At 47.8% G+C, this 26,649-nt stretch carries 20 protein-coding genes and 1 pseudogene; 7 read left to right on the top strand and 14 right to left on the bottom strand.

Translation table 11 applies throughout. The annotated features are described in order from the left end of the window. From RDP42_RS10285 to RDP42_RS10335, 11 genes and pseudogenes are all read right to left on the bottom strand, one after another. Positions 1–196, bottom strand: a pseudogene (locus tag RDP42_RS10285) (sulfite exporter TauE/SafE family protein); the annotation flags it as partial. Between the two features lie 11 nt (positions 197–207). Then, a complete protein-coding gene (locus RDP42_RS10290) occupies positions 208–648 on the bottom strand; it encodes a nitrophenyl compound nitroreductase subunit ArsF family protein (RefSeq protein WP_308763605.1) in 441 nt (146 codons plus the stop codon). Between the two features lie 63 nt (positions 649–711). Further along, positions 712–1,035 (bottom strand): metalloregulator ArsR/SmtB family transcription factor, encoded by a 324-nt coding sequence (locus RDP42_RS10295; protein WP_308763606.1) that lies wholly within the window; start codon positions 1,033–1,035, stop codon positions 712–714. A 168-nt stretch (positions 1,036–1,203) separates the two neighbouring features. Further along, positions 1,204–3,072: an HD domain-containing protein gene (locus tag RDP42_RS10300; RefSeq protein ID WP_308763607.1), complete on the bottom strand. Its 1,869-nt coding sequence runs from the start codon at positions 3,070–3,072 to the stop codon at positions 1,204–1,206. Positions 3,073–3,288: 216 nt separating this feature from the next. Continuing rightward, a complete protein-coding gene (locus RDP42_RS10305; RefSeq protein ID WP_308763608.1) occupies positions 3,289–5,517 on the bottom strand; it encodes a S9 family peptidase in 2,229 nt (742 codons plus the stop codon). 232 nt (positions 5,518–5,749) lie between these two features. Next, on the bottom strand, positions 5,750–6,766 hold the full coding sequence (locus tag RDP42_RS10310; protein WP_308763609.1) for a zinc-binding alcohol dehydrogenase family protein: 1,017 nt from the start codon (positions 6,764–6,766) through the stop codon (positions 5,750–5,752). Positions 6,767–6,798: 32 nt separating this feature from the next. Continuing rightward, positions 6,799–8,049, bottom strand: a complete 1,251-nt coding sequence (gene fucP / locus RDP42_RS10315; protein ID WP_308763610.1) for an L-fucose:H+ symporter permease — start codon at positions 8,047–8,049, stop codon at positions 6,799–6,801. A gap of 17 nt (positions 8,050–8,066) precedes the next feature. Next, positions 8,067–8,987, bottom strand: coding sequence for an amidohydrolase family protein (locus tag RDP42_RS10320; RefSeq protein ID WP_308763611.1), 921 nt, complete (start codon positions 8,985–8,987; stop codon positions 8,067–8,069). A gap of 17 nt (positions 8,988–9,004) precedes the next feature. Then, positions 9,005–9,937, bottom strand: a complete 933-nt coding sequence (locus tag RDP42_RS10325; protein ID WP_308763612.1) for an aldo/keto reductase — start codon at positions 9,935–9,937, stop codon at positions 9,005–9,007. Between the two features lie 11 nt (positions 9,938–9,948). Further along, entirely contained in the window at positions 9,949–10,329 is a 381-nt protein-coding gene (locus tag RDP42_RS10330) for an L-rhamnose mutarotase (RefSeq protein WP_308763613.1), read from the bottom strand. A gap of 4 nt (positions 10,330–10,333) precedes the next feature. Further along, the gene (locus tag RDP42_RS10335) at positions 10,334–11,980 is read right to left on the bottom strand and encodes an alpha-L-fucosidase (protein ID WP_308763614.1); all 1,647 of its coding nucleotides are present in this window, start codon (positions 11,978–11,980) and stop codon (positions 10,334–10,336) included. Positions 11,981–12,185: 205 nt separating this feature from the next. Between RDP42_RS10335 and RDP42_RS10340 the strand changes: the two genes are divergently transcribed. Beyond that, entirely contained in the window at positions 12,186–13,040 is an 855-nt protein-coding gene (locus RDP42_RS10340; RefSeq protein ID WP_308763615.1) for an AraC family transcriptional regulator, read from the top strand. An 11-nt stretch (positions 13,041–13,051) separates the two neighbouring features. On the opposite strand, the gene RDP42_RS10345 is transcribed toward RDP42_RS10340, so the two are convergent. Next, positions 13,052–14,944, bottom strand: a complete 1,893-nt coding sequence (locus RDP42_RS10345; protein ID WP_308763616.1) for a glycoside hydrolase family 97 protein — start codon at positions 14,942–14,944, stop codon at positions 13,052–13,054. A 311-nt stretch (positions 14,945–15,255) separates the two neighbouring features. On the opposite strand from RDP42_RS10345, the gene RDP42_RS10350 reads away from it, so the two are divergent. The 6 genes from RDP42_RS10350 to murI all read left to right on the top strand — a co-directional run bounded on the left by RDP42_RS10350 (position 15,256) and on the right by murI (position 22,227). Continuing rightward, positions 15,256–16,683, top strand: a complete 1,428-nt coding sequence (locus RDP42_RS10350; protein WP_308763617.1) for a DUF6242 domain-containing protein — start codon at positions 15,256–15,258, stop codon at positions 16,681–16,683. A gap of 27 nt (positions 16,684–16,710) precedes the next feature. Next, positions 16,711–17,442, top strand: coding sequence for an isoprenyl transferase (locus tag RDP42_RS10355; protein WP_308763618.1), 732 nt, complete (start codon positions 16,711–16,713; stop codon positions 17,440–17,442). 9 nt (positions 17,443–17,451) lie between these two features. Continuing rightward, positions 17,452–20,106 (top strand): outer membrane protein assembly factor BamA, encoded by a 2,655-nt coding sequence (gene bamA / locus RDP42_RS10360; protein WP_308763619.1) that lies wholly within the window; start codon positions 17,452–17,454, stop codon positions 20,104–20,106. Between the two features lie 20 nt (positions 20,107–20,126). Continuing rightward, positions 20,127–20,642 (top strand): OmpH family outer membrane protein, encoded by a 516-nt coding sequence (locus tag RDP42_RS10365; RefSeq protein WP_308763620.1) that lies wholly within the window; start codon positions 20,127–20,129, stop codon positions 20,640–20,642. Between the two features lie 78 nt (positions 20,643–20,720). Next, complete coding sequence (locus tag RDP42_RS10370; RefSeq protein WP_204476108.1) at positions 20,721–21,278, top strand: OmpH family outer membrane protein; 558 nt, start codon at positions 20,721–20,723, stop codon at positions 21,276–21,278. A 103-nt stretch (positions 21,279–21,381) separates the two neighbouring features. After that, on the top strand, positions 21,382–22,227 hold the full coding sequence (gene murI, locus RDP42_RS10375; protein WP_308763621.1) for a glutamate racemase: 846 nt from the start codon (positions 21,382–21,384) through the stop codon (positions 22,225–22,227). Between the two features lie 70 nt (positions 22,228–22,297). Here the strand turns inward: murI and bglX are convergent, their stop codons facing one another. Together bglX and cysS are read right to left on the bottom strand one after the other, a co-directional pair. Then, positions 22,298–24,583 carry a beta-glucosidase BglX gene (bglX, locus tag RDP42_RS10380; RefSeq protein WP_308763622.1) on the bottom strand — a complete coding sequence of 762 codons (2,286 nt, stop codon included), beginning with the start codon at positions 24,581–24,583 and terminating at the stop codon, positions 22,298–22,300. A 314-nt stretch (positions 24,584–24,897) separates the two neighbouring features. Next, a complete protein-coding gene (gene cysS, locus RDP42_RS10385; protein WP_308763623.1) occupies positions 24,898–26,379 on the bottom strand; it encodes a cysteine--tRNA ligase in 1,482 nt (493 codons plus the stop codon). Positions 26,380–26,649: the final 270 nt, after the last annotated feature.

Here is a 26,649-nt window from a genome sequence, read left to right on the forward strand (position 1 = left end):
AAAGGATACGCCCCAGCGTATAGAGCAGGCCGTTCCGGAAAACGCGCTTTCTGTTTTCAATGTCTTTTCCGATAAATCCAATGGCTGCGATGTTCGTTGCCAGCGGACAAGGTGACAGAGCGGTCAGCAGTCCGAGCAGAAACGCCGTCAGTACGGGAGTGGAGCTGTTATCCAGCAATGTCTGTAACCAGTCCATAACCTTCTCCGTTATTTCAGCATTTCATTGACAGCCTTGACCACCCCAGCCTTGAATACGTCCGGCGACTTGCGGGCATTTCCGAAAGCAAATTCGGTCATGTTCTTGCTTGTTTCCTGTCCGTGCTTGTATTTCACGACAAACAGCGATGACCAGGTTACCTCATACTTCTCGGCTATCTTTTCATTCTCCTTCTTGCTGATGTCTATTACCTTAAATACGACCTCACCTTTTTTGATCTGTTCCGCAAAACTCTCCTCTATCGCAGCTTTTGTATTGCTTTCGATGGCCATACAGGTAGCACAACGCTGCTTCCCATGAAAATACAATACTTCCACATGGTCTTTTACTGTCACTTCTTTTTGCGTCTGTGCTTCCGTTCCGTTCTTTGCGTTCATGCTGCAGGCGCTAAAGGTGAAGCATGCAGCAAGCAAGAATAAAATCTTTTTCATGTCTTTCTATTTTAATTGTTAGTTATTCGCAAAACTACGAACTTATCCTTCAAAAAAAAGGGCTTACTCACAGCAGCCCTCTTTCTTGCATATAGGTTGTCCAAAAAAACTGGCAAACACATTTTGGGCAATTTCCCAGTTTTCCTTGTTAATGCAGTATCTTACTTTCGGCGTCTCAATTTCACCTTGGATAAGTCCGGCCTCTTTCAACTCTTTCAGATGTTGCGATACCGTGGCCTTTGCAATGGGAAGTTCCTCATGAATATCACCGAAAAAGCAACACTCCTGAGAGGCCAGAAACTGAAGTATGGCTATGCGTGCCGGATGCCCCATTGCCTTAGCAAAGCGGGCTATCTTTTCCTGTTCTTCTGTATACTTCTTTTTCATCCTTTCTATTCCTCCTTTTGTTTGTTGTTCGCAAAATTACGAATACGTTTTAATCCATCAAATGAATTGTCATATTTTAACATGACAACATACAATTAAAGTAAGTTTCCTGATTTTAACCATATGTTTTTCTCCGCACTTTTATCTATGGACTACCTCATCTTATTTTTATCCAATATTGATGCCATAAGCCTCATCTACACCCTCGATGCTGCCAATGAGAGTGATGACATTATCCAGTTCGTTTCTGGAATGCACCTTAAAATCCACATAACACTCCACAATCCGGTCTATTGTTTCGGTGTGCAGGCAATCAATTGAAAGCCTCAACTTATCTGTGATGCACTCCACCACATCGCTGAGAATATGATACCGGTCCACTCCTCGAATCTGAATTCGCACAGGATACAAGAACTGATTATCGGCTTCGAAGCTGACAGCCACGATGGAATCCCCTTGCCGAGACGCCTGACGGATAGCAGCCGCACAGTTCCGGGTATGCAGCGTAATCTTCCCGTTTTCATCCTTAAAGCCAATCACTTCATCGCCCGGCAACGGATGACAACAGGCACATCGAATGTATTTCAAGACCGGCTGATCGTGAAAAAACTGACGTAGATACCGCTTCGCCTTGTAAGTCTTGACACACTCCAGCCAATCCTTGTCCGGTTTGGACTGGGCATCCACCCCAATCTCCACGCAATCGCCACGATGCAGTTCCGTCTTTACGGATGACAGTTTTCCGTTGATTCTGGCATACATCGCCTGATCCCCCATCTGACCGTCAATTTCATAGGCAAAATCGAGGGCAGTCGCTCCTTTCGGAAGAATAATTCCCTTTCCTTCGGTGGTGAACACCATGATGTCATCATTATAGAAAGAAGACGTCACCCCGTCCATGTAGTCCATTTCACTGTTATAAGCCACATCCCGAAGCACGGACTTGAACTTATCCAACCATCCTTTCAGGTTCGATTCAGTACGTTCTGCCGCACATCCCAACCGGGAGTTGCGAACCATTCTCTCGGAGGAAATATGAATTTCCTCCCAGCTCCCGTTCTCGCACAACAGTTTCAGGTGGAAGCTCTGGTATCCGTTTTCCTTGGGAGCGTTGATGTAATTGGATACACTGCCCGGCTTTTCCTTGAAATGATCGGTCAATACGGAATAGATTTGCAGACTGATTTTCTTCTCTTCCTGCACATCCGCAGCCTCGTAAATGATACGTACATAGTGTTTGCCGTCCACATGCTGGAAATCACATTCCATACTGTTCATTTTCCGCCAGATATTATAAGGCATACGATAACGTATCTCGGTTCTTGCCTGAATATGATTTTCCTTCAAGAAAGCCTCCATCTTTCGCAAAAAGCTATTGATACGATCCTCGTTGGCTGCTTTTTCTTTTTCAATAAGTCCTTCAAGCAGGTAATATTCTCTCGGGCAGCGGAAGCGAAAAGAAAGATTCTCCAGTTCGGTCTTTACATGATACATGCCCAAACGGTTCGCCAACGGGGCATAAAAATAATCCGTTTCTCCAGCTATTTTCATCTGTTTGTCCGGCCGCATACTTTCCAAAGTACGCATATTGTGCAGGCGGTCGGCCAGCTTGATTAAGATGGCCCGCACATCAAACCGCACGGATGCCAGAATCTGCCGGTAGTTGTCTATCTGCTGCGACTGGTCGTACTCTGCCTTCTTCTGTTTGGTGACCACGCCTACCAAGAAAGCCACATCGTCGCCAAACCGTTCCCGGATGTCATCCAAGGTGTAGGGGGTATCTTCCACCACATCATGCAGAAAAGCCGCCATAATCGGATTGGCTCCCAGTTCAAACTCCTCGGCTACAATGCGGGCCACGGCTATAGGGTGAATGATGTACGGTTCCCCACTTTTTCGTTTCTGCCCTTTATGGGCTTCTTTTGCCAGCTGATATGCAGCCACGATGCGCTTCATATTCTCGGGTGACATTCTGGACTCCAAGTGCGAAAAAAGTCCCTGTACAGACTGGTCCAATGCATCTGCATTCGCTTCCATATTCCCATTGTTCTCCACCATATTCTATCCTCCCATTTGTTCTGTTATCTTTCTAAGATACGCCTTCCAATTACCTGACGGTTTTTCCCTCTGCCAATAGCCAGTTCCACTTCATCGATATCGCATCTCATTCCTTCAATCCTCAAACTCCTTGTATCCACAAAAATACGAATTATTCTTAAGACAAAAAGGCTGGCACACAGCCAGCCTCCTTGTTTATTTCCCGCCTGCCGGAAGATTCTTCAAGAAATAATCCGTCATGGATTTCCGCAGGTGATACGTGGTGCCTTCCCGTTCGTTAATGGCATGCGAGCGCATCGGATAAGACAGCTGATAGAACACCTTGCCGTGTTTCACCAGCTCGTTGACCAGCATCTCACAATTCTGGTAGTGTACGTTATCGTCACCGGTACCGTGTATGAGCAGCAAGTTCCCTTTCAAACCTTCCACATACGAAATGGGTGAGCCTTTACGATAGCCTTCCGGATTGGCCTGGGGTGTGTTCATGTAGCGTTCCTGGTAAATGGTGTCGTACAACCGCTGGTCGGCAACAAAAGCTATGGCAATCCCCGTGCGGAACACATCCGGATAGCGGAACATACAATTGAGGGTCTGGCTTCCTCCTCCGCTCCAACCTGTAATGCCGATACGCGAGGTATCGATAAACGGATACTGACGGGCCAAATCAAGGATTCCCTGTGCCTGATCCTGTGAGGCAAAGGTACCCACCTCACCGTAGATGCATTTCCGCCATTCCCTACCACGAGGGGCAGCGGCACCGCGGTTATCAATACTGATGACGATATACCCCTGGTTGGCCAGGAACTGGTGCCACATATTGCCTCCCTGCCATACATCCTGCACCGTAGAACTAGCCGGTTCGCCATACACGTCGATGATGACCGGATATTTCTTTGCCGGATCAAAATCTACCGGCTTGATCATAAAGGCATCCAATACCAAGTTGCCGGAATGCGCCTTGACAAATTCCTTCGGGCGCAACTTCAGCTGCTGATATTGTGCCAGCGCTTCCTTGTTGTCTTCAATAACCGACAAAGTCTTATGCGAAGGCAAAGCCACCATCTCTATCCGCGGAGGAGTGACGGCATTGCTGAAAGTATGCACGGCATACTTCCCATCAGGAGAGATATTGTATCGGTGCTGGCCTTGTTCGTTCAACGGAGAAAGACGTTTCACCTCTCCTTTGCCAAACAAATTAGCTGAATACAAATAACGTTGAGTATAGTTATCCGGTGAAGCAATGAAATACACCAGTCCTTTCTTCAGGTCCATGCCCACCTGCTCAATCAAATCGAAATTGCCCTTCGTGATGGGTTGGATATCTTTTCCGTCACGGCTTACCCGGTACAGATGACGCCATCCGTCCCGTTCGCTTTGCCAGGTAAAATACGTATTATGTTTCAGCCAGGTCACCTGGTCGTTGGTTTCCACCCAAGCTGCATCCGTCTCGGTCAGAATGTTTTTCGGTGCACCGCCTCCGATAGTCGCAATCCATACCTTGTTCGTATTTTGCGGACGATTCATCTGCTGGATAAACAAGTCATTACTTTCTGGAATAAACTCCATCCGCATGATATAATTCTGACGAGGATCGCCCGGCAGGTCAATCCAAGTAGTTTTTCCTCCGGAAGCTGCCACATAGCCCACCTTCACGGCTGAATTGGTGGTTCCAGCCTTCGGATAAGGGAAGCGGATAATTTTCGGATACAAAGAATCGACGTTGTTGATGATATCAAACCAGCCTGTACCTTCCGTATCGCTCTGCCAGTAGGCGATGTATTTGCCGTCGGGACTCCAGCGGAAGCCGTCCCGGCAGAAGAATTCTTCCTCATACACCCAGTCGAAGGTTCCGTTCACAATCGTACTGCTGCCATCATGAGTCAACTGGGTAATTTTCCCATCGGCCACATTTTCCACATAAATATTGTTCCCGCTCACGTAGGCTACCCGCGTCCCGTCGGGAGAGAACTTGGCAAACATCAGGCTGCTCTCCGGGAAATTCTTTCCCAACTGACGCAACTGTTTCGTTTGCATATTGAGCACCCAGTAATCGCCGCGTGTATCGTAGCGCCATACCCGCTTCGTATTCGTATAGACCAATACCTGCTTACGCGAAGTGTCAAAGCTGAAACTTCTGACCGACAGCGTATCGGAAGTACCCGGTTTCACAAACGAGGAAGCCGGTATCAACACTTCCCGTTTTCCTTTGCCAGAGGCATCGTATGCCACGATGTCGTATCCTCCTGCCGGATTCTTTTCTTTCTTCGAATACTTGCCTCCGTCTGAAAGCCAGTTTACCTGACTTCCTCCTTTAGTAACCACCAGTCCTCCGTTTACTACCTCTTCCAATGTAGGGATATGCTGTGCATATACCGACAGAGAAGAAAGGCAACAAGCTATCAAAACCGTCTTTCTGATATTCATTTGCATACTAATTTTAGTGTTTTAAAGAATAATGTCAAAATTACTGATAAAAATACAACATTTCTGCCACAAATAGGCAAAATTCGGACATAAAAAAACGCACTTGCGTTTGGATTAAAACGTAAGTGCGTTTACCCCAAAACGTCCTTACGTTTTACCTCAAACGCAAGGACGTTTGAAGTAAAACGCAAAGGCGTTTTTCCAGAGGCTATTTTCAGCCTCAAAATTCGCCTCAGAATTTCACCAGAATACGGAACACTTTTCCCGGATGGGCAGCCCATTCAGCCATGGCTTCCGCAGCTCCTTCGGGAGCTACGATGCGGGAGATAAGTTCTTCCGTCGGGCAGTTGCCGGTTTTCATATAATGAATCACGGCACGGAAATCGGCTGGTAATGCGTTACGCGAACCCCGTATATCCAACTCTTTCTGCACGAAATATTTTGTCTGAAACTCTACCCCGCTCTTGGCATAACCAATGCATACCACGCGGCCGGTAAAGCCCACTTCATCAACCGCCATCACATAGGTGGCCGGACTGCCTACGGCTTCTATCACCACATCAGCACCCATACCACCGGAATATTCCTGTACCCGTTCATGTACATTCTCTGTCTGTGAGTTGATGACGTACGTGGCACCCATTCTGCGGGCCAAGGCCAGTTTCTCGTCATCCAAATCAACGGCAATTACCGTAGCGCCGCGCAAGGCCGCACGTACGATGGCTCCCATACCGACCATTCCGCAACCAATGACCATCACCAGTTCGTTGTCGACTACCTGTCCGCGTGACACGGCGTGGAAACCTACGCTCATCGGCTCAATCAGGGCACAATCACGAGCAGAGATTCCTTCTGCCGGAATCACCTTGTTCCAGGGCAGTACGGCATATTCACACATCACTCCCTTACGCTGCACACCGAGCGTCTCGTTATGTTCGCAAGCGTTGACACGTCCGTTCCGGCATGAAGCACACTTGCCGCAATTCGTATAAGGATTCAGCGTTACACTCATGCCCTTCTTGAAACTGTCGGGTACTCCTGCCCCTACGGCTTCTATCACGGCACCGACTTCATGTCCCGGAATGACCGGCATCTTCACCATCGGGTTCCGGCCAAGATATGTATTCAAGTCGGAACCACAAAAACCTACATACTCAATCTTTACCAGTATCTCCCCTTCGTGCAGTTCAGGCTTTTCAATCTCCACGACTGCCATTTGCTGGGGAGCTGCAATTTGAACAGCTTTCATTTTCTTCTTATTTTTAATTCTACGTTTCTATTTTAATCCAACACCTTGTAACCCTTCCAGCCGTAATAGGCACAGAACAGGAAACAAATCATCGGAACGATATATGCAATGTGATACATCTCCTCACTGATATGCATCAGATAAGCCGTGAACTGAGGCAGACAGGCATTTCCCACGATGGCCATCACCAGAAAAGCGGCCCCGCTCTTGGTCTGGTCGCCCAACCCTTTCAACGCCAGCGAGAACTGGGTGGGATACATGATGGACATAAAGAACGAAATACCCAGCATGGCATACAGCCCGGTCCGTCCGCCACATACAATCACCACCAGACAAAGCACGACATTCACCAAGGCATACACCAGCAACATGTCCTGCGGACGGAAACGAATCATCAGTCCAGTACCAATCCATCGTCCAATCAGGAAGGCCAGCATGTACAATCCGAAATACGTGGTAGCCACAGTCTCCGAAATGCCTGCATACGTACAGCAGTATACTAAGAACAGGCTGTTGATGGCCGTTTGCCCACCGTTATAAAAAAACTGAGCAATTACGCCCCACCGCAGATGCGACCGCTTCCACACCCCGAAGTCTATCAGTTTCTCCTTGGTGGCCTCCCGGTGTCCTTCGTCGCCAATCTTCGGCAGTTTGGCACAAAGGAAGACCACAGCAATGAGCAACAACAATACGGCCAGTGCCAGATAAGGAGATTTCATGGCATCCGTTTCAAACTGGATATAGGCATCCCATCCGCCCGGATAATCCGCGGGCAATGTTTCACGCGTATAATGAGTACCGCTCAAAACCAGCTTGCTCAAAAACATGGCCGAGATAAAGGCCCCCAGCCCGTTGAACGATTGTGCCAAGTTCAAGCGCCGGGGGGCAGTGGCTGCCTCACCCAAAGCTGTGACATACGGATTGGCCGCCGTCTCCAGAAAACACATTCCGGTGGCAATAATGAAGAAGATGCACAGATACGCCCAATATTCTTTCAACATGGCTGCCGGAAAGAACAACAATCCTCCCACAGCTGCTAAAAACAGTCCGAACACAATGCCAGCCTTGTAGCTGTAACGCTTCATGAACATGGCAATCGGTATCGGGAAAATAAAATAAGCCAGCCAATAGGCCGTTTCCGTAAAAGAGGCTTCAAAGGTATTCAGCTCACAGGTCTTCATCAGCTGCCGGATCATGGTAGGCAACAAGTTGCTGCTAATGGCCCACAAAAAGAACAGACTAAACACCAGCGCCAGCGGAAGTGTATAACTCTTGTTTTTCATCGTATCCTGATTTTCGCTTATTCAGACATATTCTTGATATAAGGAAGCTCCGGCAAATCATGGAAGCCGTAAAAACGACGGGCATTCTCTCCAAGGAACAGGGCTTTCTCCTCGTCTGTCAGTTCCTGCGACTTGCTCACAAAATCGTACGACATCCGATACGTGATGGCCGTAATCGTACGCGGATAGTCCGAGCCCCACATCAGTTTTTCGAAACCCACCAAATCGGCTGCCTTCTGAATGGCCCTTATAGCCCCCTTGAAGGGATAAAATTCGTCATTGAACAACCAGGTAATGCCTCCCGATTCGATACGTACATTCGGGTGGCGTGCCAGCTTGATTTGCTCTGTCCAACCAGGAGTGGTCACCATCCCGAAATGCCCGATGGCAATTTTCAGGTTGGGACACTCCTGAATCACCTCTTCCAACTCACCCACCTGCGTAGCCCCGTCGGCCATATCAATGGACAACAGCACGCCATTTTGTTCCATCAGATGGAACATCTGCATCATTTCCTCACAGTTCAGCCACACACGACCTTCTTTGAGCAACAGCCGCTGGGCCGGTATTTTGATACCCCGAAACCCGCGGGCAATAAGCTGGCGCGCCTGCTCCAAGTATCCCGGTTTACGAAACTCGCACATACCGCATACAAAGAAACGGTCAGGATAGCGGGCAGCCACCTCTGCCAGATAGTCATTCTGAAAACCGTCGATGAATTCCTGTGTCACCACTGCCGCAGCCACCTGCGCATAATTCATGTTCGACAGGAATACCTCGGCACTGTTCACTCCGTCGGTCATAAACGGGGGAAGCATCTGACGCACTTCCCCCATAAACAATGACCGCCCATTCTCCAAGGTACGGATAGGCAGCCCATCGACCACCGTATCCTGCTTCAACCACAAGTGAGAATGTGCATCTATGATCAACCCCATATACAACTTCCTCCTCATTATGAGTTAGCCCAGCTCACACGGAACTGGTCACCAATGATTTCACGAACTTCACGTACCAGTTCTTCATCCATCGGCTCCTCGATATATGCTACATTCTTCTTCACATTCTGCGGATTGGCCGTACTGAACAACGTAGTGGCAATCCGCGGATTGCTGACCGCATACTGCATGGCCAACTTCTCAATCGGATAATTTTTAGCCTTGCAATGTTCCATTGCTTTCCGGCAAGCTTCTACCAGCGGCTGAGGTGCCGGATGCCAGGCCGGTACGCCTCTCTCTGTCAACAGTCCCATAGATAACGGAGAAGCATTAATCACACCGATACCTTTCGATTCAAAGTAATCCAGAAAATCAACCAACTTGTCGTCGCACAGGCAGTGATGGCAGAAGTTCAGCACCGATTCCACCGTACCGGCCGGAGAATGGTCTATCACCCATTTCAGGTTCTCCAGCTGCAGGTCGGTGATACCTACATGACCTACCACCCCTTTTTCTCTCAATTCCACCAAGGCCGGCAGGGTTTCATTTACCACCTGATTCAAATCGGCAAACTCGATATCATGGACGTTAATCAAATCGATGTAATCAATATGCAGACGTTCCATACTTTCGTACACACTCTCCGTGGCCCGTTTACCAGAATAATCCCACGTATTCACGCCATCTTTTCCATAACGTCCTACCTTGGTGGAAAGATAATACTTGTCACGTGGAATATCCTTCAACGCCTTTCCAAGCACAGTCTCTGCCTTGTAGTGTCCGTAATAAGGTGACACATCAATAAAATTCATCCCCAAATCGATTGCTGTAAACACTGCCTCCAAGGCTTCTTTTTCTTTAATGTCATGGAACACTCCTCCTAAAGAAGAAGCTCCGAAACTAAGGGAAGAAACTTTCATCCCCGTTTTTCCAATTTCATGGTATTGCATAGTTATTTTATTTAAGATTCATACAAATAAAACATTCGTTCCATCAACCGCCATTTTTCAGCAGAACTACTGCCCGGCACACATTCCTGAAAACGGCCCACATAGTCTTCCCATTCGGTCTGGCGAGGCAATTGGGCCAGACGTTTCATCGCGGTACCCCAGTCAAAGTCCAGCGGCGTTTCTACAATCATGAACAAACGGCTGCCGATGATGTAAATCTCCATCTCCAGAATCCCTACCGATCGGATACCTTCCCGAATCTCCGGCCAAGCCTCTTCACGACTGTGTATTTTTCGGTATTCCGCTATGAGTTCCGGATTGTTCTTCAAATCCAGAGTCTGGCAGTAACGTTTAACAGGTATTCCATATTCTTTTACTCTATATCCTTCCATTTTATCATTTCATAATTTTCAGTACCGGAGCAATCTGGTTCAACGGCTGTGCCGGAAGCACCACCTGCAAACCTTCGACCGTACGCGTAAAGTCGACCTTTCCATATCCCAATAATTCTACCCGTTGAATAGCCTCCTCATAAAGCTTACTGCCCGCAGCCAATGACTTGATGTTCACTTTGCCATCTTCCGGCCAAGCCAGCACAGTGGCATACAAAGCCTTCGGTGTCTGGGTAAACCGGATTTCCTTGGCTCCGGCCTGACTATAGGAACCTTCATTGAAGCCTTGCGCATTCAACGGAATATCTTCTTCCGCAATTGGTCCTTCACCAAACACTTTCCACGGACGCGTATCATAAATGGCTTCCTTGTTAATGTTCATCCAATCGCCAAATTCATTCAGGATTTTTTCTTCCTTCTCGTCGAAAGTTCCATCGGCCCGCAACGGCACGCTCAACAACAGATTGCCGTTCTTGCTCACGATATCAATCAACAGTTTGGCTACGTAAGCAGCCGATTTATATTCATTCTTCTCATAGATGGACGTATTGTAATGCCACCCGCCGATGCAAGAACATGATTGCCAAGGCTGGTCGATAATCTGATTGGGTGCCCCACGTTCCACATCCCATACCAACGCCTTCCGCTGGTTCTCGTCCAGAATCTTTCCAAACATCACTGCTTCCAGTTTTCCCTGATGTGTAGCCATGTTGTGGTTATAGAAATGTGCGGCAATCTTCAATCCTGCATCACTGATGGGATAGAAAGGAGCCACCGTCACATCAAAATAAATCAAATCCGGATTGTAACGGTTGATGGCGTCTACCGTACGGTTATAGAAGTTTGTACAATATTCCTGAGTCGGCATACATACTCCGTTTCCCCATGCCCACTGACGGTGAATCATTCCATTATCCCAGCTGTTTTCACTTAGCGGATGATTCTGTGCATACAAATCCTGCGGGTCGTATCCTTCCCACCACTTACCTTTCCCGTCGGCCTTGGTCAGCTTTCCATCATAAGGAATACCTTTTTTCGGGCCAATCGTATCATGACGCTGTGAGGGTTCATACCAGCTCCACGCATGGTCGGCATGGAAGCTGATGCCGAAATACAACCCGTATTTTCGGGCAGCTTTCTCCCATCCGGCCAGAATGTCTTTTTTCGGTCCCATGTTTACCGAGTTCCAAGGCTGGTACTTGCTGTCCCACAAGTCCATATTGTCATGGTGATTACCCAAAGCAAAGAAATACTGGGCACCGATTTTCTTGTAGAAAGCCACCAACTTGTCGGGGTCCCATTTCTCCGCCTTCCACAACGGAATGATATCCTTGAAACCTACTTCTGACGGGTGACCATAATGCTCCACATGATATTTATATTCATTCGAACCTTCAATATACATGGAACGGGCCATCCAGTCGCCGGAACCTTCCACACATTGGGGCCCCCAGTGCGCCCAGATGCCAAACTTCACGTTCCGGAACCATTCCGGCACCTGATAGTTGCTTTCAAGCGAAGCCCAAGTAGGTTCGAATTTGCCTTTCATCATCGGTTCGTCCTTTTCCGAGACCGGCACCTGGTACGTTTGGGCAGACAGCCCGCCTACTACAGATAAAAATAAAGAAGCCAGTATGAGTTTTGTTTTCATAAGCATGATTGATTAGAGTGTTTTTCTAAAAACAAATGTACAGAGAAACCACAAAAACGAATAGGATTAAATGGTAAGTTTATAGGTCAATATCGACAAAACGCTACCCTCATACCTCTTTCCCCCTATTTTATTCACACTTATTTCGATGTCCTTTTACAAAGAGAAAAAATAAAACTGTAAATTTATCCCCAAAATTTAGCCTATGAATCTGCAAGTAGAACAACTGCATCCGCTGGTCTTGAATGTAGGACTGGCCATCCACAATGCCGACTGGAACTGGAAAAACGTCAACAGCCCGTTTACCCGTCTATATTATGTCACGGAAGGTACTGCCCAAATCGAACTTCCTGACGGAATACACACCTTATATCCCAATCATATGTATTTTGTCCCGGCATTTACCGTGCATACCAATATCTGCCATTCACATTTCGTCCATTATTACTTGCATATTTATGAGGACCATTACTCGGAAAATGACTGGCTGGAACGCTGGGAATTTCCCATAGAAATAGAAGCCAGTCCACTTGATCTGCCTCTTTTCCAGCGCTTATGTGAGATCAATCCGCACATGATGTTACCCAAATCTGACCCGACTACCTACGACAACAATCCGACCCTGATGCGAAATCTACTCAAAAACCGGCAGAGAGCGTTCTGCGACAAGGTAGAATCAAGAGGTATCGTACTACAACTATTGTCGCATTTTTTGAAACACGCACAGCCCAAAATTGAAATGGAAGACAACCGGATTGCCAAAACTGTGATGTACATTCGCAAACATCTCAATGAAACCATTGAACTTGAAAAATTAGCAGAAATAGCTTGCTTGTCGAAAGACCATTTTATCCGACTGTTCAAAAAAGAACTGGGGAATACCCCTCTGCAATATATCAACCAAAAGAAAATAGAAAAAGCACAGCTACTTCTCGTAACGGAGGATCTGACAGTCAAGGAAATTGCCTTCCAACTGGCTTTTGACGACTATTCTTATTTCAACCGCCTGTTCAAAAAAATAACCGGCGTAACTCCTCAGGAGTATCGCCGGCTATACTGAAAAACCTATACTTAAGGTTCCACTTCCACTGTCATTACAAATCCGCCTCGCGGAAGGCAATCCACTTTCACGCTCTTTTCCGTACCTGAGAGGTTGCGGATAGCAAACTGATTGCTCTTCTGGCCATCGGCATACAAGGTAACTCCTTTGATTTTTTCGTGGATAAAACCTAAATCCACGATAAGAGGCATGGATTCGTTGGTTCCGTTCAGTCCGCCAATATACCAGCAATCTCCGTTCTTCCGGGCCATGACCACATGGTGGGAAGGATAACCGTCAAGCAATTTCGTGTCTTCCCATACTGTAGGTAGAGAAGAAATGAACGAACGAACCTCAGCCGGTTGAGCATGATATCCTTCCGGACGATCGGCCAAGTGCTGCAACGCAGATTCAAAGACTACCAGCAAGGCCAGTTCATGTCCGTTGGAAGTGATATGCGGATGCTGGGAATCAGTGAAAGTACAAGGAGTATAATCCATCGGCCCTATCACGTTCCGGGTAAAGGGCAACGTACAGTTATGCCATGCAGCACTATCCGTCAGCACCTCCTTATTATTATACCATTCTGCTCCGTACACTGCTTCTACCGACATCATGTGAGGATACGTACGCTGCCAGCCACGAGGAATTGTCGCTCCGTGAAAATTCACCATTAGATGATATTTAGCCGCATCTTCCAGGATATCGATAAAATAGTTCATCACCGACACACTGTCACGGGTAAAGAAATCCACCTTGATGCCCTTCACTCCAGCCGATTCAAGCCAAGCAAATTCTTTCTGCCGCACTTCTGGTTTGTTCAAACGGTACAAAGGACCATACAGACACCATTCTGTAGAAGAATTGTACCACAACAAAGGCGAAACATGTTTCTCTTTCGCATAGCGTAAAGCATCTTCCACATTGCCTCCATTTGCCATTTCATCCCATTCCGCATCAATCAACATGTAAGGCAGATGAAAATCGGCCGCAAAATCAATGTATTTTTTCACAATCTGATAGTCGTTGGAACCGTGGTTATAAGCCCAGTAAATCCAGGAAACGACTCCCGGTTTAATCCAAGACACATCCGTCAGGCGACAAGGCTCACTGACATCCGTAATCAGAGTGGATTCCACCACATCGGCCAATGAACCGATGATAGCTACACGCCAAGGAGAGCACCATCTGCCAGAAACCTTCGTCGGTTGCGACATTTCCACCTGATAGGCAGACTCGCCGGCCACATTGTTCAGCCAGGAGCCACAATTTCCTCGCATGATATTGGCCTCTGATAAAAGGCTAAAAACGGCATCCGAGACTTCAAACAAAGCCGGAAATCCCCATTGGTTCTTGGAATAATCAGCCACACGACCTTTATTCTTCAAGTAGAAGTCTTCATACGACTGACTCAACTTCTGGGTCCAGCGGGTAATGCCGTCCTGAAACTGGAAAGTAGTTTTTTCTCCGGCAATGCTCATTTCTTCCTTCAACTCAGGAAACACATACCGAAACGCAATGCCGTCATCATACACCCGAAACTCCAGATCAAGTCGTACGTTTTGAGCGTTCTTGAAATGAAACACCTGCTGGTTTCCCTGATTCATGCAATGGCGGCGCTTACCTGTCACCATCGTGTAATCCTCCTTCAACGAAACCACAGGAGAGGAATCCATATAAACGAACTCAGCATCCGCCTGTGAGAAACAAAGTCCCACATTATTTATATGTACCACCGGAATGGTTTCATTCCCTTTCTTATAAGATACTTTAAAACCATCTACAGAAGGAGTCGCACTCACCACAATCTTTCCGTTAGGGGAACTCCATTCATCACTCGCTTTTCCAGACACACCGATTAAAAACATGCATACCAAACACATGTATGCTTTCCATTGATTAAATTTTCTTAGGCTATACATCATCTTTGTTTTAACTATTTGCAAAATTATCCGTTCTTCCTTGAAATGAATTGTACAAAATTGTTTTATATAGGACAATATCGATTTACAATCAGAAACAGACTTTATTTATAGACTCCCTCTCTTCACATGAATCCTCCAGCAGGCAATATCCCAACCGTTTTTTTCAATATTAACAAAACAGGACAATATGAAACAGAGCTTGATAAAGAGCGGATAACAATATAATTTTATATAAAACTTCCCCTAAAAGAGAGGAATCGAAGAAAAACTTTCTACTTTTGCAACTTGTAATTAAAAGAACTCATTTGCAGATGAAAATAAAGTTTTTGCCATTGGTTGTAGCACTCTTTGCCGCAACATCCATAATGACATCGTGTTTGAACAATGATGTGGAACAAATTACCTATACTTCCGAAACCAGTATCACGGGGTTTTCACTGGGGACATTGAACATTGACCGCATCGGTAAAGACCAAAATGGACAGGACAGTGCATACGTAGATACTCTCGACTGTTCTGATTATCCATTCACCATCAACCAAATGACAAGAGAAATAGAGAATAAAGACTCACTGCCGTATGGAACTCATATAGACAAGGTTATCACCAATGTCATTTACGATACAGGCATCTTATTTTATAGACCCAAAGGAGCTACAGAAGATACATTATGGGTATCTACCGACTCTCTTGACTTCACGGATTGTCAAAAAACTCCTGTAGAATTCAAAGTACTTGCTTACAATGGTACAATGGGACAAGCCTACAAAGTAAAGGTCAATGTGCACCAGCAAATTCCTGATACCCTTGCCTGGAAACAATTCAGCAATGCATTCAGTAACGGCACACTGAGCGAACAAAAAGCAGTTTATGCCAACGGGAAAGTGTATGTCTTCGGGAAAAACGGTAACAATTCGCATATTGAATACACCAATGTATCGAATGACAATCCGACTTCCTGGACTCCGGTAACAACTGATGTACCTGAAAATATCGACACATATTCAGCTACTGAATGGGCTGGGAACATTTATTTCTTAGCAGGAACAAGCAGCAAACAGCTTTACAAACTCAACGCAGAGGACGAGACAGTGACCTTGGAAGGTACGGAAACCTTCGATATGCTGATCGCAGGAAATGACATCAAAGAGGAACTGTATGCGATAAAAGACGGGAAAAGCGGTGTATACAAAGCTGGCACATGGAAAACGGATGACAATGCATTCGAACAGTTCCAGACCGGAAAACCATTCTTTGCCAATACAGTAACTACATCTTATAATACCAATCTGACTACGACAGTAGCTCTCTGCTACAACCAGGGAACTACGGCCAACGATACGACAGCTCTTGTTTTTGGCCGTACGTCAACCGACAACCAATGGGAAGAAAGAATGCAGAATCTGCCATTGCCGAACTTGCAGAATGTAACCATGATTTATTATGACGGGAAATTATATGCCTTCGGAGGTGCATGCAACCAGCCGAAAGTGGAAGCCTTCAGTCAGTTCTACTGTTCTATCGATAACGGGCTTTGCTGGCGACCGGTGACCGAATGCATGGCGTTCCCATCCGATTTCAATAATCTATACACCACACACCACGGCAATTATTCATGTGCCGTGACTCCCAAACTGGAAGGAGGAAACTCTAAAGGAAACTTTATCTGGATTGTATGGGAAAATGGAGACATCAGCCGTGGACGCATCAACCGTCTGGGATTCACCCCCAAATGGTAAATCCATCAACCTTGAAAATAAAAGACTATGCTATATAAAGACCAACTGGATAAAAACCGGATACCGACGCATATCGCCATCATCATGGACGGAAACGGACGGTGGGCTAAACAAAGGGGACAGGTCCGCACGTTCGGACATCAGGCGGGAGCTGAAACCGTACATGTCATTGCGGAAGAAGCGGCACGCCTGGGAGTGAAATATCTGACTCTTTATACCTTCTCCACTGAAAACTGGAACCGACCCGCAGACGAAGTAGCTGCCTTGATGAGTCTGCTCATGGACTCCATCGAGGAAGAGACCTTCATGAAAAACAATATCAGCTTCCGGATTATCGGGGATACCACGAAATTGCCGGACAACGTACTTGCCCGCCTGAATCGGTGTATCGAACGTACATCAAAAAATACAGGCATGTGTCTCACCTTGGCATTGAGTTATTCTTCCAAATGGGAAATCACGGAAGCGGTCAGAACCATTGCCCGCGAAGTGAAGGAAGGCAAACTCGTTCCAGAAGAAATTACAGACCAGACCATCGACCGATGTCTGGCTACCCACTATATGCCCGACCCAGACTTGTTGATCAGAACAGGCGGCGAAATCCGACTCAGTAACTACCTGCTTTGGCAGTGTGCTTACACCGAACTGTATTTCTGCGACACTTTCTGGCCGGACTTCAAGGCCGAAGAGTTATGCAAGGCTATTTGTGACTTTCAAAAAAGAGAACGCCGATTCGGCAAAACCAGTGAACAAATTTAACAGAGAACAATGCAAAATCGTTTTTCACTTATCCTGCTGATTGCAGCTTGCCTCTCTTCTGTTTCGGTTGGGGGACAGGCTCAAGACAATAATACTACAACTGAACCAAGCAACAAACCGGTTATCCTCTACAACGGAACGCCGAAGAAATATGAAATCGCCGACATCAAGGTCAGCGGTGTGAAGAACTATGAGGATTATGTCCTGATAGGAATCTCCGGCTTGGCTGTAGGACAGACCATTACCGTGCCGGGCGACGACATTACTTCCGCCGTAAAAAGATACTGGCGACACGGTTTGTTCTCCGATGTGAAAATCGTAGCCGATAAGATTGTAGACAACAAGATTTACTTGTCTATCCAGCTGACACAGCGCCCGCGTATCACCGACATCGTGATTCACGGCGTGAAGAAGAGTGAACGCGAGGATTTGCAGGCCAAACTGGGTATGGCCAAGGGTACACAGGTAACACCGAACCTGATTGACCGTGCCAAGATTCTGATCAAGAAACACTTTGACGAGAAGGGATTCAAGAACGCGGAAGTCAACATCATCGAGCGGGAAGACCCGGAAAACAAGGAGCAAGTATATGTGGATGTGAACATCGACAAGAAAGCCAAAGTCAAGGTACACAAAATTACCATCGACGGCAACGAGGTGCTCACTGACAAGAAGTTGAAACGTGTGATGAAGAAGACCAACGAAAAAGGTAAGCTCATCAACTTGTTCCGTGCGAAGAAGTTCATTGAAGAACGCTACGAAGAAGACAAGCAGAAAATCATCGACAAATATAACGAGTTGGGTTATCGTGACGCGCAAATCGTCACCGACAGCGTATCACCTTACGACGACAAGACCGTAGACGTATACATGAAAATCTACGAAGGACAGAAATATTACCTCCGCGACATCACGTGGGTGGGTAATACGGTATATCCTTCCGACTTGTTGAACGAACAGCTCCGTATGAAAAGCGGCGACGTGTACAACCAAAAATTGTTGAACGACCGTATTTCAAACGATGAAGATGCCATCGGTAACAACTACTACAACCGTGGATATGTGTTCTATCGTCTGGACCCCGTGGAAGTGAACATCGACGGTGACTCTATCGACTTGGAAATGCGTATCACCGAAGGTCCGCAGGCCAGCATCAGTCACGTGCGCATCAACGGTAACGACCGTCTGTATGAAAACATCGTACGACGTGAGTTGCGTACCCGGCCGGGTGACCTCTTCAGTAAGGAAGCCTTGGAACGTTCCTACCGTGAAATTGCGCAGATGGGACATTTCAACCCGGAAAACATCAAACCGGATGTACAGCCGAACTTCGAGGACGGTACAGTGGACATCAACTGGGGACTGGAATCCAAGGCGAACGACCAGGTGGAATTCTCCGCAGGTTGGGGACAGACCGGTATCATCGGTAAGTTGAGCTTGAAGTTCACGAACTTCTCGTTTGCCAACCTGTTCCGCAAGAACAACAATTACCGTGGTATCCTGCCGCAGGGTGACGGACAGACCCTGACCATCAGTGGACAGACCAACGGACGTTACTACCAGTCATACAGCGTGTCATTCTTCGACCCGTGGTTTGGCGGCAAGCGACCGAACTCCTTCTCTGTATCGGCCTTCTATTCCGTACAAACCGACGTGAGCAGCCAGTACTACAACTCTGCCTACATGAACAACTACTACAACATGTTGAGCGGATACGGCTATTACGGAGGTTACGGAAACTACTACGACAACTACGAATCTTACTACGACCCCGACAAGTCTATCAAGATGTTCGGTGTATCTGTAGGATGGGGTAAGCGTCTGCGCTGGCCGGATGACTACTTTACTTTGTCGGCCGAACTGTCTTACCAGCGATTCATGCTGAAAGACTGGAGCTACCTCTACATCAAGTTGAACAACGGACAGTATATGAACACCGGTAACTGCAACAACCTGAGCTTGAACCTGACCCTGTCGCGTAACTCTTCGGACAACCCGATCTTCCCACGTTACGGTTCTGAATTCTCGGCTTCCTTGCAGATTACTCCGCCTTACTCTCTGTTCAGCAAGAAGGACTATTCTACTTACGGAAAAGACAACTACCACGATGCAGCCAGCATGTACAAGTGGATTGAATACCACAAGTGGAAATTCAAAGCCAAAACTTATACAGCCCTGATGGATATCCAGAAATGTCCGGTCCTCATGACCCGTACAGAATTCGGTATCCTCGGTCACTTCAACAAGTACAAACGTTCACCGTTTGAAACCTTCTACGTGGGAGGTGACGGTATGACGGGTTACAGCTACAACTACGCATCCGAAACCATTGCCCTCCGTGGATATGAAAACGGTTCACTGACCCCGTACGGAAGTGAAGGTTATGCCTACATCCGTCTGGGTGCCGAACTCCGTTACCCGCTGATGTTGGAGAACTCCACCAGTATCTATGCACTGGGCTTCGTGGAAGCCGGTAATGCCTGGAACAACGTAACCGACTTCAACCCCTTCAAGTTGAAACGTTCTGCCGGATTCGGTGTCCGTATCTTCCTGCCGATGATTGGTATGATGGGTATTGACTGGGCATACGGTTTCGACAAGATTGACGGTTCAATGCAATACAGCGGAAGCCAGTTCCACTTTATCATCGGACAAGAATTCTAACACTTAAAAACCAAAGAATTATGAAGAGACTCGTTTTATCCGTTTTGCTGTTAGTGGCCGCCATCGGCATGGCCTCAGCACAGAAATTCGCACTGGTAGATATGGAGTACATCCTCAAGCAGATTCCTTCCTATCAACAGGCCAACCAACAGATGGAGTCACTGTCAAAGGAATGGCAAAGCCAGATTGAGGCTAAAGCCAATGAAGCTAAAAAGATGTATGAAGATTACCAGAAGACAGCAGGTACGCTGTCGGCTGCCCAAAAGACCACTAAGGAAGAAGCTATCGTAGCCAAGGAAAAAGAAGCGGCAGAGCTCCGCAAGCAATATTTCGGGCCGGAAGGCGAAATGATGAAGAAACGTCAGGAACTGATTGCTCCGATTCAGGATGCCATCTACAATGCGGTAAAGGACATTGCCACCCAGCGTGGATATGATGCCGTGATTGACCGTGCCTCAGCACAAAGCATGATTTTTGCCTCTCCACGCATCGATATCAGCAATGAGGTTCTTGCAAAACTGGGATATTCAAATTAATTTTATACATTTGCAACCGGGGATTACAAAGACCGTTTTTACAATGAATTAATTAATAACAAATAGAAACTTGAGATTATGTTGAAAAAAATTGCTTTTTTACTTTTGCTCATCGCGCCGATGAGTGTATTCGCACAGAAATTTGCGCATTTCAAATCAATGGATATCATCCCGGTAATGCCGGAATATGCAAAAGCACAGACTGACATCCAGACCATGAGTAAACAATACGAAGATGAAATCAAACGTGCTTCTGACGAATTCAACAAGAAATATGCAGAATACCAGCAGGAACAGAAGAACCTGCCGCAGAACATTCAGGAACGCCGTCAGAAAGAATTGCAGGACCTGAGCGAAAAGGGCATGCAGTTCCAGCAGGATGCACAGCAGCAGTTGCAGAAAGCATACGCTGACATGATGGAACCTATCTACAAGAAACTGGAAGATGCCGTAAAAGCTGTAGGTAAAGCCGGTGCTTATACTTACGTGTTCGACCTGAACCGTACGGACATTCCTTACATCGATGAAACTCAGTCAAAAGATATTACCAACGAAATCAAGACCAAGTTGGGCATCAGCCTGACTGCCGTTCCGGCTACTCCGGCTGCCGCTCCTGCTGCTACTCCGGCTCAGTAAGCAAAGGTTCTTTGTCGTCTTGACTTCTCATGTCATTCAGAGAAAACGAGAAAGGTTTCTCTGAATGACATTTTTCTTTTCCATCACTTCAACCGTTTTATCCATGCATCCACTATCCGCTCCCCATACCGGCCCTATCGGAGTCTTTGATTCCGGCTACGGAGGCCTCACCATCCTTGGAAAGTTCATCGAACGACTCCCGCAGTACGACTATCTGTACTTGGGCGACAATGCTCGTACGCCTTACGGAACCCGTTCGTTTGAGGTAGTCTACGACTTCACACTCCAAGCCGTCAAGAAACTGTTCGAACTGGGTTGCCCGCTGGTGATTCTGGCCTGCAATACGGCTTCCGCGAAAGCCCTCCGCAGCATCCAGCAGAACGACCTGCCTCACCTGGACCCTACCCGGCGCGTATTGGGAGTAATCCGCCCCACAGTGGAATGCATCGGCCACATCACACGCAACGGACACGTGGGCTTGCTGGCCACGGCCGGTACCGTACGTTCGGAGTCGTATCCACTGGAAATCAAAAAAATCTATCCTGACATCCAGGTGACGGGAATGGCCTGCCCCATGTGGGTGCCGTTGGTAGAAAACAACGAGTACGACGGAGACGGAGCCGACTACTTCGTGAAAGAATACATCAATGCCATCCTGCAGAAAGACCCGGATATCGATACGCTGATTTTAGGATGCACCCATTACCCGCTGCTCCTACGGAAGATACGGCAGTTTACCCCGCCCCACATTCAGTTGGTGACCCAAGGAGAATACGTGAGCGAGAGCCTGAAAGACTATCTCTCGCGCCACCCGGAAATGAATGCCCGCTGTTCGAAAAACAAACGTCGGGAATTCCTGACCACAGAATCGGAAGAGAAGTTCCGCGAATCAGCCTCCATTTTCCTACAGCACTCAGACGTGCACGTACGTAACGTCGTGCTGGAATAACATAAGGAACGGCCCTTTCCCTGGCAATCACTTACCCAGGAAAGGGCCGTTCTTCCTTTTACCCTTTATCTTATTCTGCCACGAAAGTGCCCCGCTGCACATTGCGGCTGTCCGGACCGACCATCACCTCAAACTCGCCCGGTTCATATCCATATTCCAGACGGGAATTATAATACTTCAAATCCTCGTCATCCAGCACGAATTCTACCTTCCGGGTTTCTCCCTTTTTGAGGAATATCCGCTGGAAAGCCTTCAGTTCCTTCACCGGACGGGCTATTTCAGCATACACGTCGTGCAGGTACAGCTGTACAATCTCCACTCCGTCATATTTGCCTGTATTCGTCACCGGTACCGTCACCTTAAGCTGCCCGCCTTTCGGGAGCCGTTCCGCATTCAACTTCAGCGTTCCGTAAGTAAACGTAGTATAGCTCAAGCCATAGCCGAACGGATACAACGGCTCGTTGCTTTGGTCGATGTAATTGCTGGTATAACGGTTAAAAGAGGTGTCGTCCGCATCCGGACGCCCGGTATTCAGGTGATTGTAATACAGCGGCAACTGCCCTACGGCACGCGGGAAACTGGTGGTCAGTTTTCCGGAAGGCGATACATCCCCAAATACCACATCGGCAATGGCATCGCCTGCCTCACTGCCGGCAAACCACACATTCAGAATGGCCGGCACATGCGCAGACTCCCAGCACAAATCCAACGGACGCCCGGTAAACAATGCCAGCACGACGGGTTTTCCGGTGGCCACCAACGCCTTCAGCAAATCCCGCTGTGCATCCGGCAACTGAATTTCCGTACGTGAAGCAGATTCGCCACTCATCTCGGCACTCTCACCTAATGCGGCCACAATGACATCGGCCGAAGCCGCTACGCGCAATGCCTCCGCCCGCAACTGGCTATCATTACCACGAACTAACGGACGAGGTCCCACAGCTCCTTGCTCCATCTGCTCATCATAATACAAATTACTTCCTTTGGCATACGCAACCGTCGCTCTGTCACCTACGGCACGACGGAACGCGTCGTACATCGTCACATGCCGGTCGGTTGCACAATTCATGCTCCACGTACCGCACATGTTGTTCTGCGCATCCGCCAGCGGACCAATCAACGCAATGCGTCCTTTTTTCTGCAAAGGCAGCAACTGGCCATCGTTTTTCAGCAAGACGAAGGTTTCCGTGGCAATCTCCCGGGCAGCCTTGCGGTGTGCCTCCGTGAACAGCTCCTTCTGTGCCCGCAACGTATCACAGTATTTATACGGATTCTCAAACAAGCCCAACTTATACTTGGCCTCCAGTATCCGGCGGCAAGCCTCATCAATGCGTTCCTGCGTCACGGCCTTTGCCTTCAGCGAAGCTTCCAATGTATGCAAAAAGCCATGAGTCACCATATCCATGTCCGTTCCCGCGTTCAAGGCCCGGGCAGAAGCTTCCTGCACATCGGCCACTCCATGACTTTTCATTTCTCCGATGGAATTGTAGTCCGTCACCACGAAGCCCTTGAATCCCCACTCGTTCCGCAGCAAATCGGTGAGCAGCCACTTGTCGGCTGTAGCCGGCACACCGTTGATGGTATTGAACGAGCTCATCACTGAGCCCACTCCGGCATCCACCGCCCCCTTATACGGACGGAGATACACATTGTACATCCGGTTGCGGCTCATATCTACCGAATTGTAATCACGTCCTGACTCTGACGCGCCATAAAGTGCAAAATGTTTCACACAAGCCATGATTTCATTGTTCTGCTTCATGCCGTCGCCCTGATAACCGCGCACATACGCACCTGCCATCAATGCACCGAGGTACGGATCTTCCCCGCTTCCTTCCGCCACACGGCCCCAACGGGCATCCCGGCAGATATCGACCATCGGGCTGAACGTCCAGCTCACCCCATCGGCACTGGCTTCCGTGGCAGAAATGCGCGCCATGCGTTCTACCGCCGCCGTATCCCAGCTGCACGACAACGCCAGCGGAATCGGGAAGATGGTCTCATACCCATGAATCACATCGGCACCCACCATCAACGGAATACCCAGACGGCTTTCCTCCACCGCCATCCGCTGAAGCTGATAGATTTTGCCGACTCCTTTCACATTGAAGAAGCCACCTACCTCCCCGGCACGAATAGCCTCCGCCAGCTGGCTGTTCTTTACCGCACCCGATACCAAGTCGTTTCCCGCCGGCAGATTTAACTGTCCCAGTTTTTCCTGCAAGGTCATCCGCCCCATCAGGTCACTGACAAAACGGTCCATCTCCGCATCTTTTCCTCCGTTTCCCGAGGAACTGCATCCTGCCATGACCAACAACAGGAGGCCCGCTTTCACAAACTGACTTATTTTTCCCATAGAAACAATCGCTTTTAATATTCTGACCTTCAAAAATATCATTTTTTCGGACACAATCGGTTGAAATTCCACGGATTATTTTGCCCGCAGAAAACGCACTTACGTTTGAACCAAAACGCAAGTACATTTCAACTGAAACGCAAGGACGTTTTACCTAAAACGAACTTGTGTTTGAAGGAAAACGCAAGTGCGTTTTGTGACAAATGTACTTGCGTTTTGAAAGAACTGAAAAAACAGCCTAAAATAAACAGAAAGGGGTACCGGCACACACGCCGATACCCCTTCTTCCTATCATGTAGTTTTCAAAATCTCCGTTACTTATTCAGCTTCCAGGTGAATCCGTCTTTGGTATCCTTCACCTCAAAGCCCAGTGCAGCCAGGTTGTCGCGAATCTTGTCGCTGGTAGCCCAGTCTTTGTTGGCTTTGGCCTGCATACGCTGTTCCAACAGCATGTCGACCACTTTTCCGTAGGCTTCTTCACGGGCTGCATTGTTTTCGGCTTCCGCCTTCAGTCCCAAAATGTCGAACACGAACAACTGGAATACGCTCTTCAGTTCTTCCAAGTCTTCGGCACTGATGGTCGCCTTCTTGTCGATGACCGTATTGATCATGCGGGTAGCATCAAACAGATGTGAAATGACAATCGGTGTATTCAAATCGTCGTTCATGGCTTCATAGCACTTCTCGCGCAAGCCCTGCGGTTCAATGCCCGAAGTGGTCTTCGACGGAGTGATACGTTCCAAGTTCTTCACACCTTCCAGCAGACGCTCCAGTCCCTTTTCAGCAGCCTGCAATGCTTCGTTACTGAAGTCTACTGTACTGCGGTAGTGTGCTTGCAGAATGAAGAAACGAATGGTCATCGGTGTATAAGCCTGTGTCAGCAGCTTGTTGGAACCGGTGAAGAACTCATCCAAAGTGATGAAGTTGCCCAACGACTTACCCATCTTCTGTCCGTTGATGGTAATCATGTTGTTGTGCATCCAGTAGCGTACCATCTGATGACCTTCAGAAGCAACCGCCTGTGCAATCTCACATTCATGATGCGGGAAAATCAGGTCCATGCCTCCTCCGTGAATATCGAAGGTTTCACCCAGGTACTTCCGTCCCATGGCCGTACATTCACAGTGCCAGCCCGGGAAACCGTTGCTCCAAGGTGACGGCCAGCGCATGATGTGTTCAGGCTGTGCGCATTTCCACAAGGCGAAGTCGGCCGGGTTGTGTTTCTCTTCCTGTCCGTCGAGTTCACGGGTGGTGTTGAGCACATCGTCCAAGTTACGACCTGACAATACGCCGTAATGATGGTCTTTGTTATACTTGGCCACATCGAAATAAACTGACCCCTTGCTTTCGTACGCATATCCGTTTTTCAGGATTTCCTGTACCAGCTGAATCTGTTCGATGATGTGTCCGGACGCATGCGGCTCGATGCTGGGCGGCAACACGTTCAGGGCTTCCATAGCCTTGTGGTAACGCAACAGATAATACTGCACCACTTCCATCGGCTCCAGCTGTTCCAGACGGGCCTTCTTGGCAATCTTGTCTTCTCCGTCGTCGGCATCGTGTTCCAGATGGCCCACATCGGTAATGTTACGCACGTAACGCACCTTGTAGCCCAGATGCTTCAGGTAGCGGAACAAGATATCAAACGTAATGGCGGGACGCGCATGTCCCAGATGTCCGTCACCGTATACGGTAGGACCACACACATACATGCCCACATGAGGAGCATGCAAAGGCACGAAAAGTTCCTTCTTGCGGGTCAGTGTATTGTAAATGAAAAGCTTGTTATTCTCCATAATTCAAAAGAGTTAGGTTGCAAAGTTATAAATTAAAAAGAGAAAAGCGTGATTTCGGCTAAAAAATCACGCTTTTCTCTTTGCAATCTCCCTCGGGTTATTTCGTCAAGACAATACCGCCTTCCGGCTGAATCACCACTTTCACTTCGGACGGATTCTTGATTTTCAGTTCCTCCAGCTGCGGCTGACGTTTCTTGTCGTCCAGGTAATAAGAAACCGTTTCACCTTTCTGCCACATCGGCAGGTTCAGCGTCAGTTTCAACGGCTCTT

It is taken from the genome of uncultured Bacteroides sp. (assembly GCF_902472605.1).
GTDB lineage: Bacteria > Bacteroidota > Bacteroidia > Bacteroidales > Bacteroidaceae > Phocaeicola.

Bases quoted from the DNA above. Each gene is read 5' to 3' on its own strand.
- RDP42_RS10340 (WP_308763615.1), top strand. From the start codon at position 12,186: ATGAATCTGCAAGTAGAACAACTGCATCCGCTGGTCTTGAATGTAGGA.
- bglX (WP_308763622.1), bottom strand. From the start codon at position 24,583: ATGGGAAAAATAAGTCAGTTTGTGAAAGCGGGCCTCCTGTTGTTGGTC.
- RDP42_RS10355 (WP_308763618.1), top strand. From the start codon at position 16,711: ATGCTATATAAAGACCAACTGGATAAAAACCGGATACCGACGCATATC.
- RDP42_RS10350 (WP_308763617.1), top strand. From the start codon at position 15,256: ATGAAAATAAAGTTTTTGCCATTGGTTGTAGCACTCTTTGCCGCAACA.
- RDP42_RS10370 (WP_204476108.1), top strand. From the start codon at position 20,721: ATGTTGAAAAAAATTGCTTTTTTACTTTTGCTCATCGCGCCGATGAGT.
- RDP42_RS10320 (WP_308763611.1), bottom strand. From the start codon at position 8,987: ATGGGGTTGATCATAGATGCACATTCTCACTTGTGGTTGAAGCAGGAT.
- RDP42_RS10330 (WP_308763613.1), bottom strand. From the start codon at position 10,329: ATGGAAGGATATAGAGTAAAAGAATATGGAATACCTGTTAAACGTTAC.
- RDP42_RS10335 (WP_308763614.1), bottom strand. From the start codon at position 11,980: ATGAAAACAAAACTCATACTGGCTTCTTTATTTTTATCTGTAGTAGGC.
- RDP42_RS10345 (WP_308763616.1), bottom strand. From the start codon at position 14,944: ATGATGTATAGCCTAAGAAAATTTAATCAATGGAAAGCATACATGTGT.
- RDP42_RS10305 (WP_308763608.1), bottom strand. From the start codon at position 5,517: ATGAATATCAGAAAGACGGTTTTGATAGCTTGTTGCCTTTCTTCTCTG.
- RDP42_RS10365 (WP_308763620.1), top strand. From the start codon at position 20,127: ATGAAGAGACTCGTTTTATCCGTTTTGCTGTTAGTGGCCGCCATCGGC.
- bamA (WP_308763619.1), top strand. From the start codon at position 17,452: ATGCAAAATCGTTTTTCACTTATCCTGCTGATTGCAGCTTGCCTCTCT.
- RDP42_RS10290 (WP_308763605.1), bottom strand. From the start codon at position 648: ATGAAAAAGATTTTATTCTTGCTTGCTGCATGCTTCACCTTTAGCGCC.
- RDP42_RS10325 (WP_308763612.1), bottom strand. From the start codon at position 9,937: ATGCAATACCATGAAATTGGAAAAACGGGGATGAAAGTTTCTTCCCTT.
- murI (WP_308763621.1), top strand. From the start codon at position 21,382: ATGCATCCACTATCCGCTCCCCATACCGGCCCTATCGGAGTCTTTGAT.
- RDP42_RS10310 (WP_308763609.1), bottom strand. From the start codon at position 6,766: ATGAAAGCTGTTCAAATTGCAGCTCCCCAGCAAATGGCAGTCGTGGAG.
- fucP (WP_308763610.1), bottom strand. From the start codon at position 8,049: ATGAAAAACAAGAGTTATACACTTCCGCTGGCGCTGGTGTTTAGTCTG.
- RDP42_RS10300 (WP_308763607.1), bottom strand. From the start codon at position 3,072: ATGGAAGCGAATGCAGATGCATTGGACCAGTCTGTACAGGGACTTTTT.
- cysS (WP_308763623.1), bottom strand. From the start codon at position 26,379: ATGGAGAATAACAAGCTTTTCATTTACAATACACTGACCCGCAAGAAG.
- RDP42_RS10295 (WP_308763606.1), bottom strand. From the start codon at position 1,035: ATGAAAAAGAAGTATACAGAAGAACAGGAAAAGATAGCCCGCTTTGCT.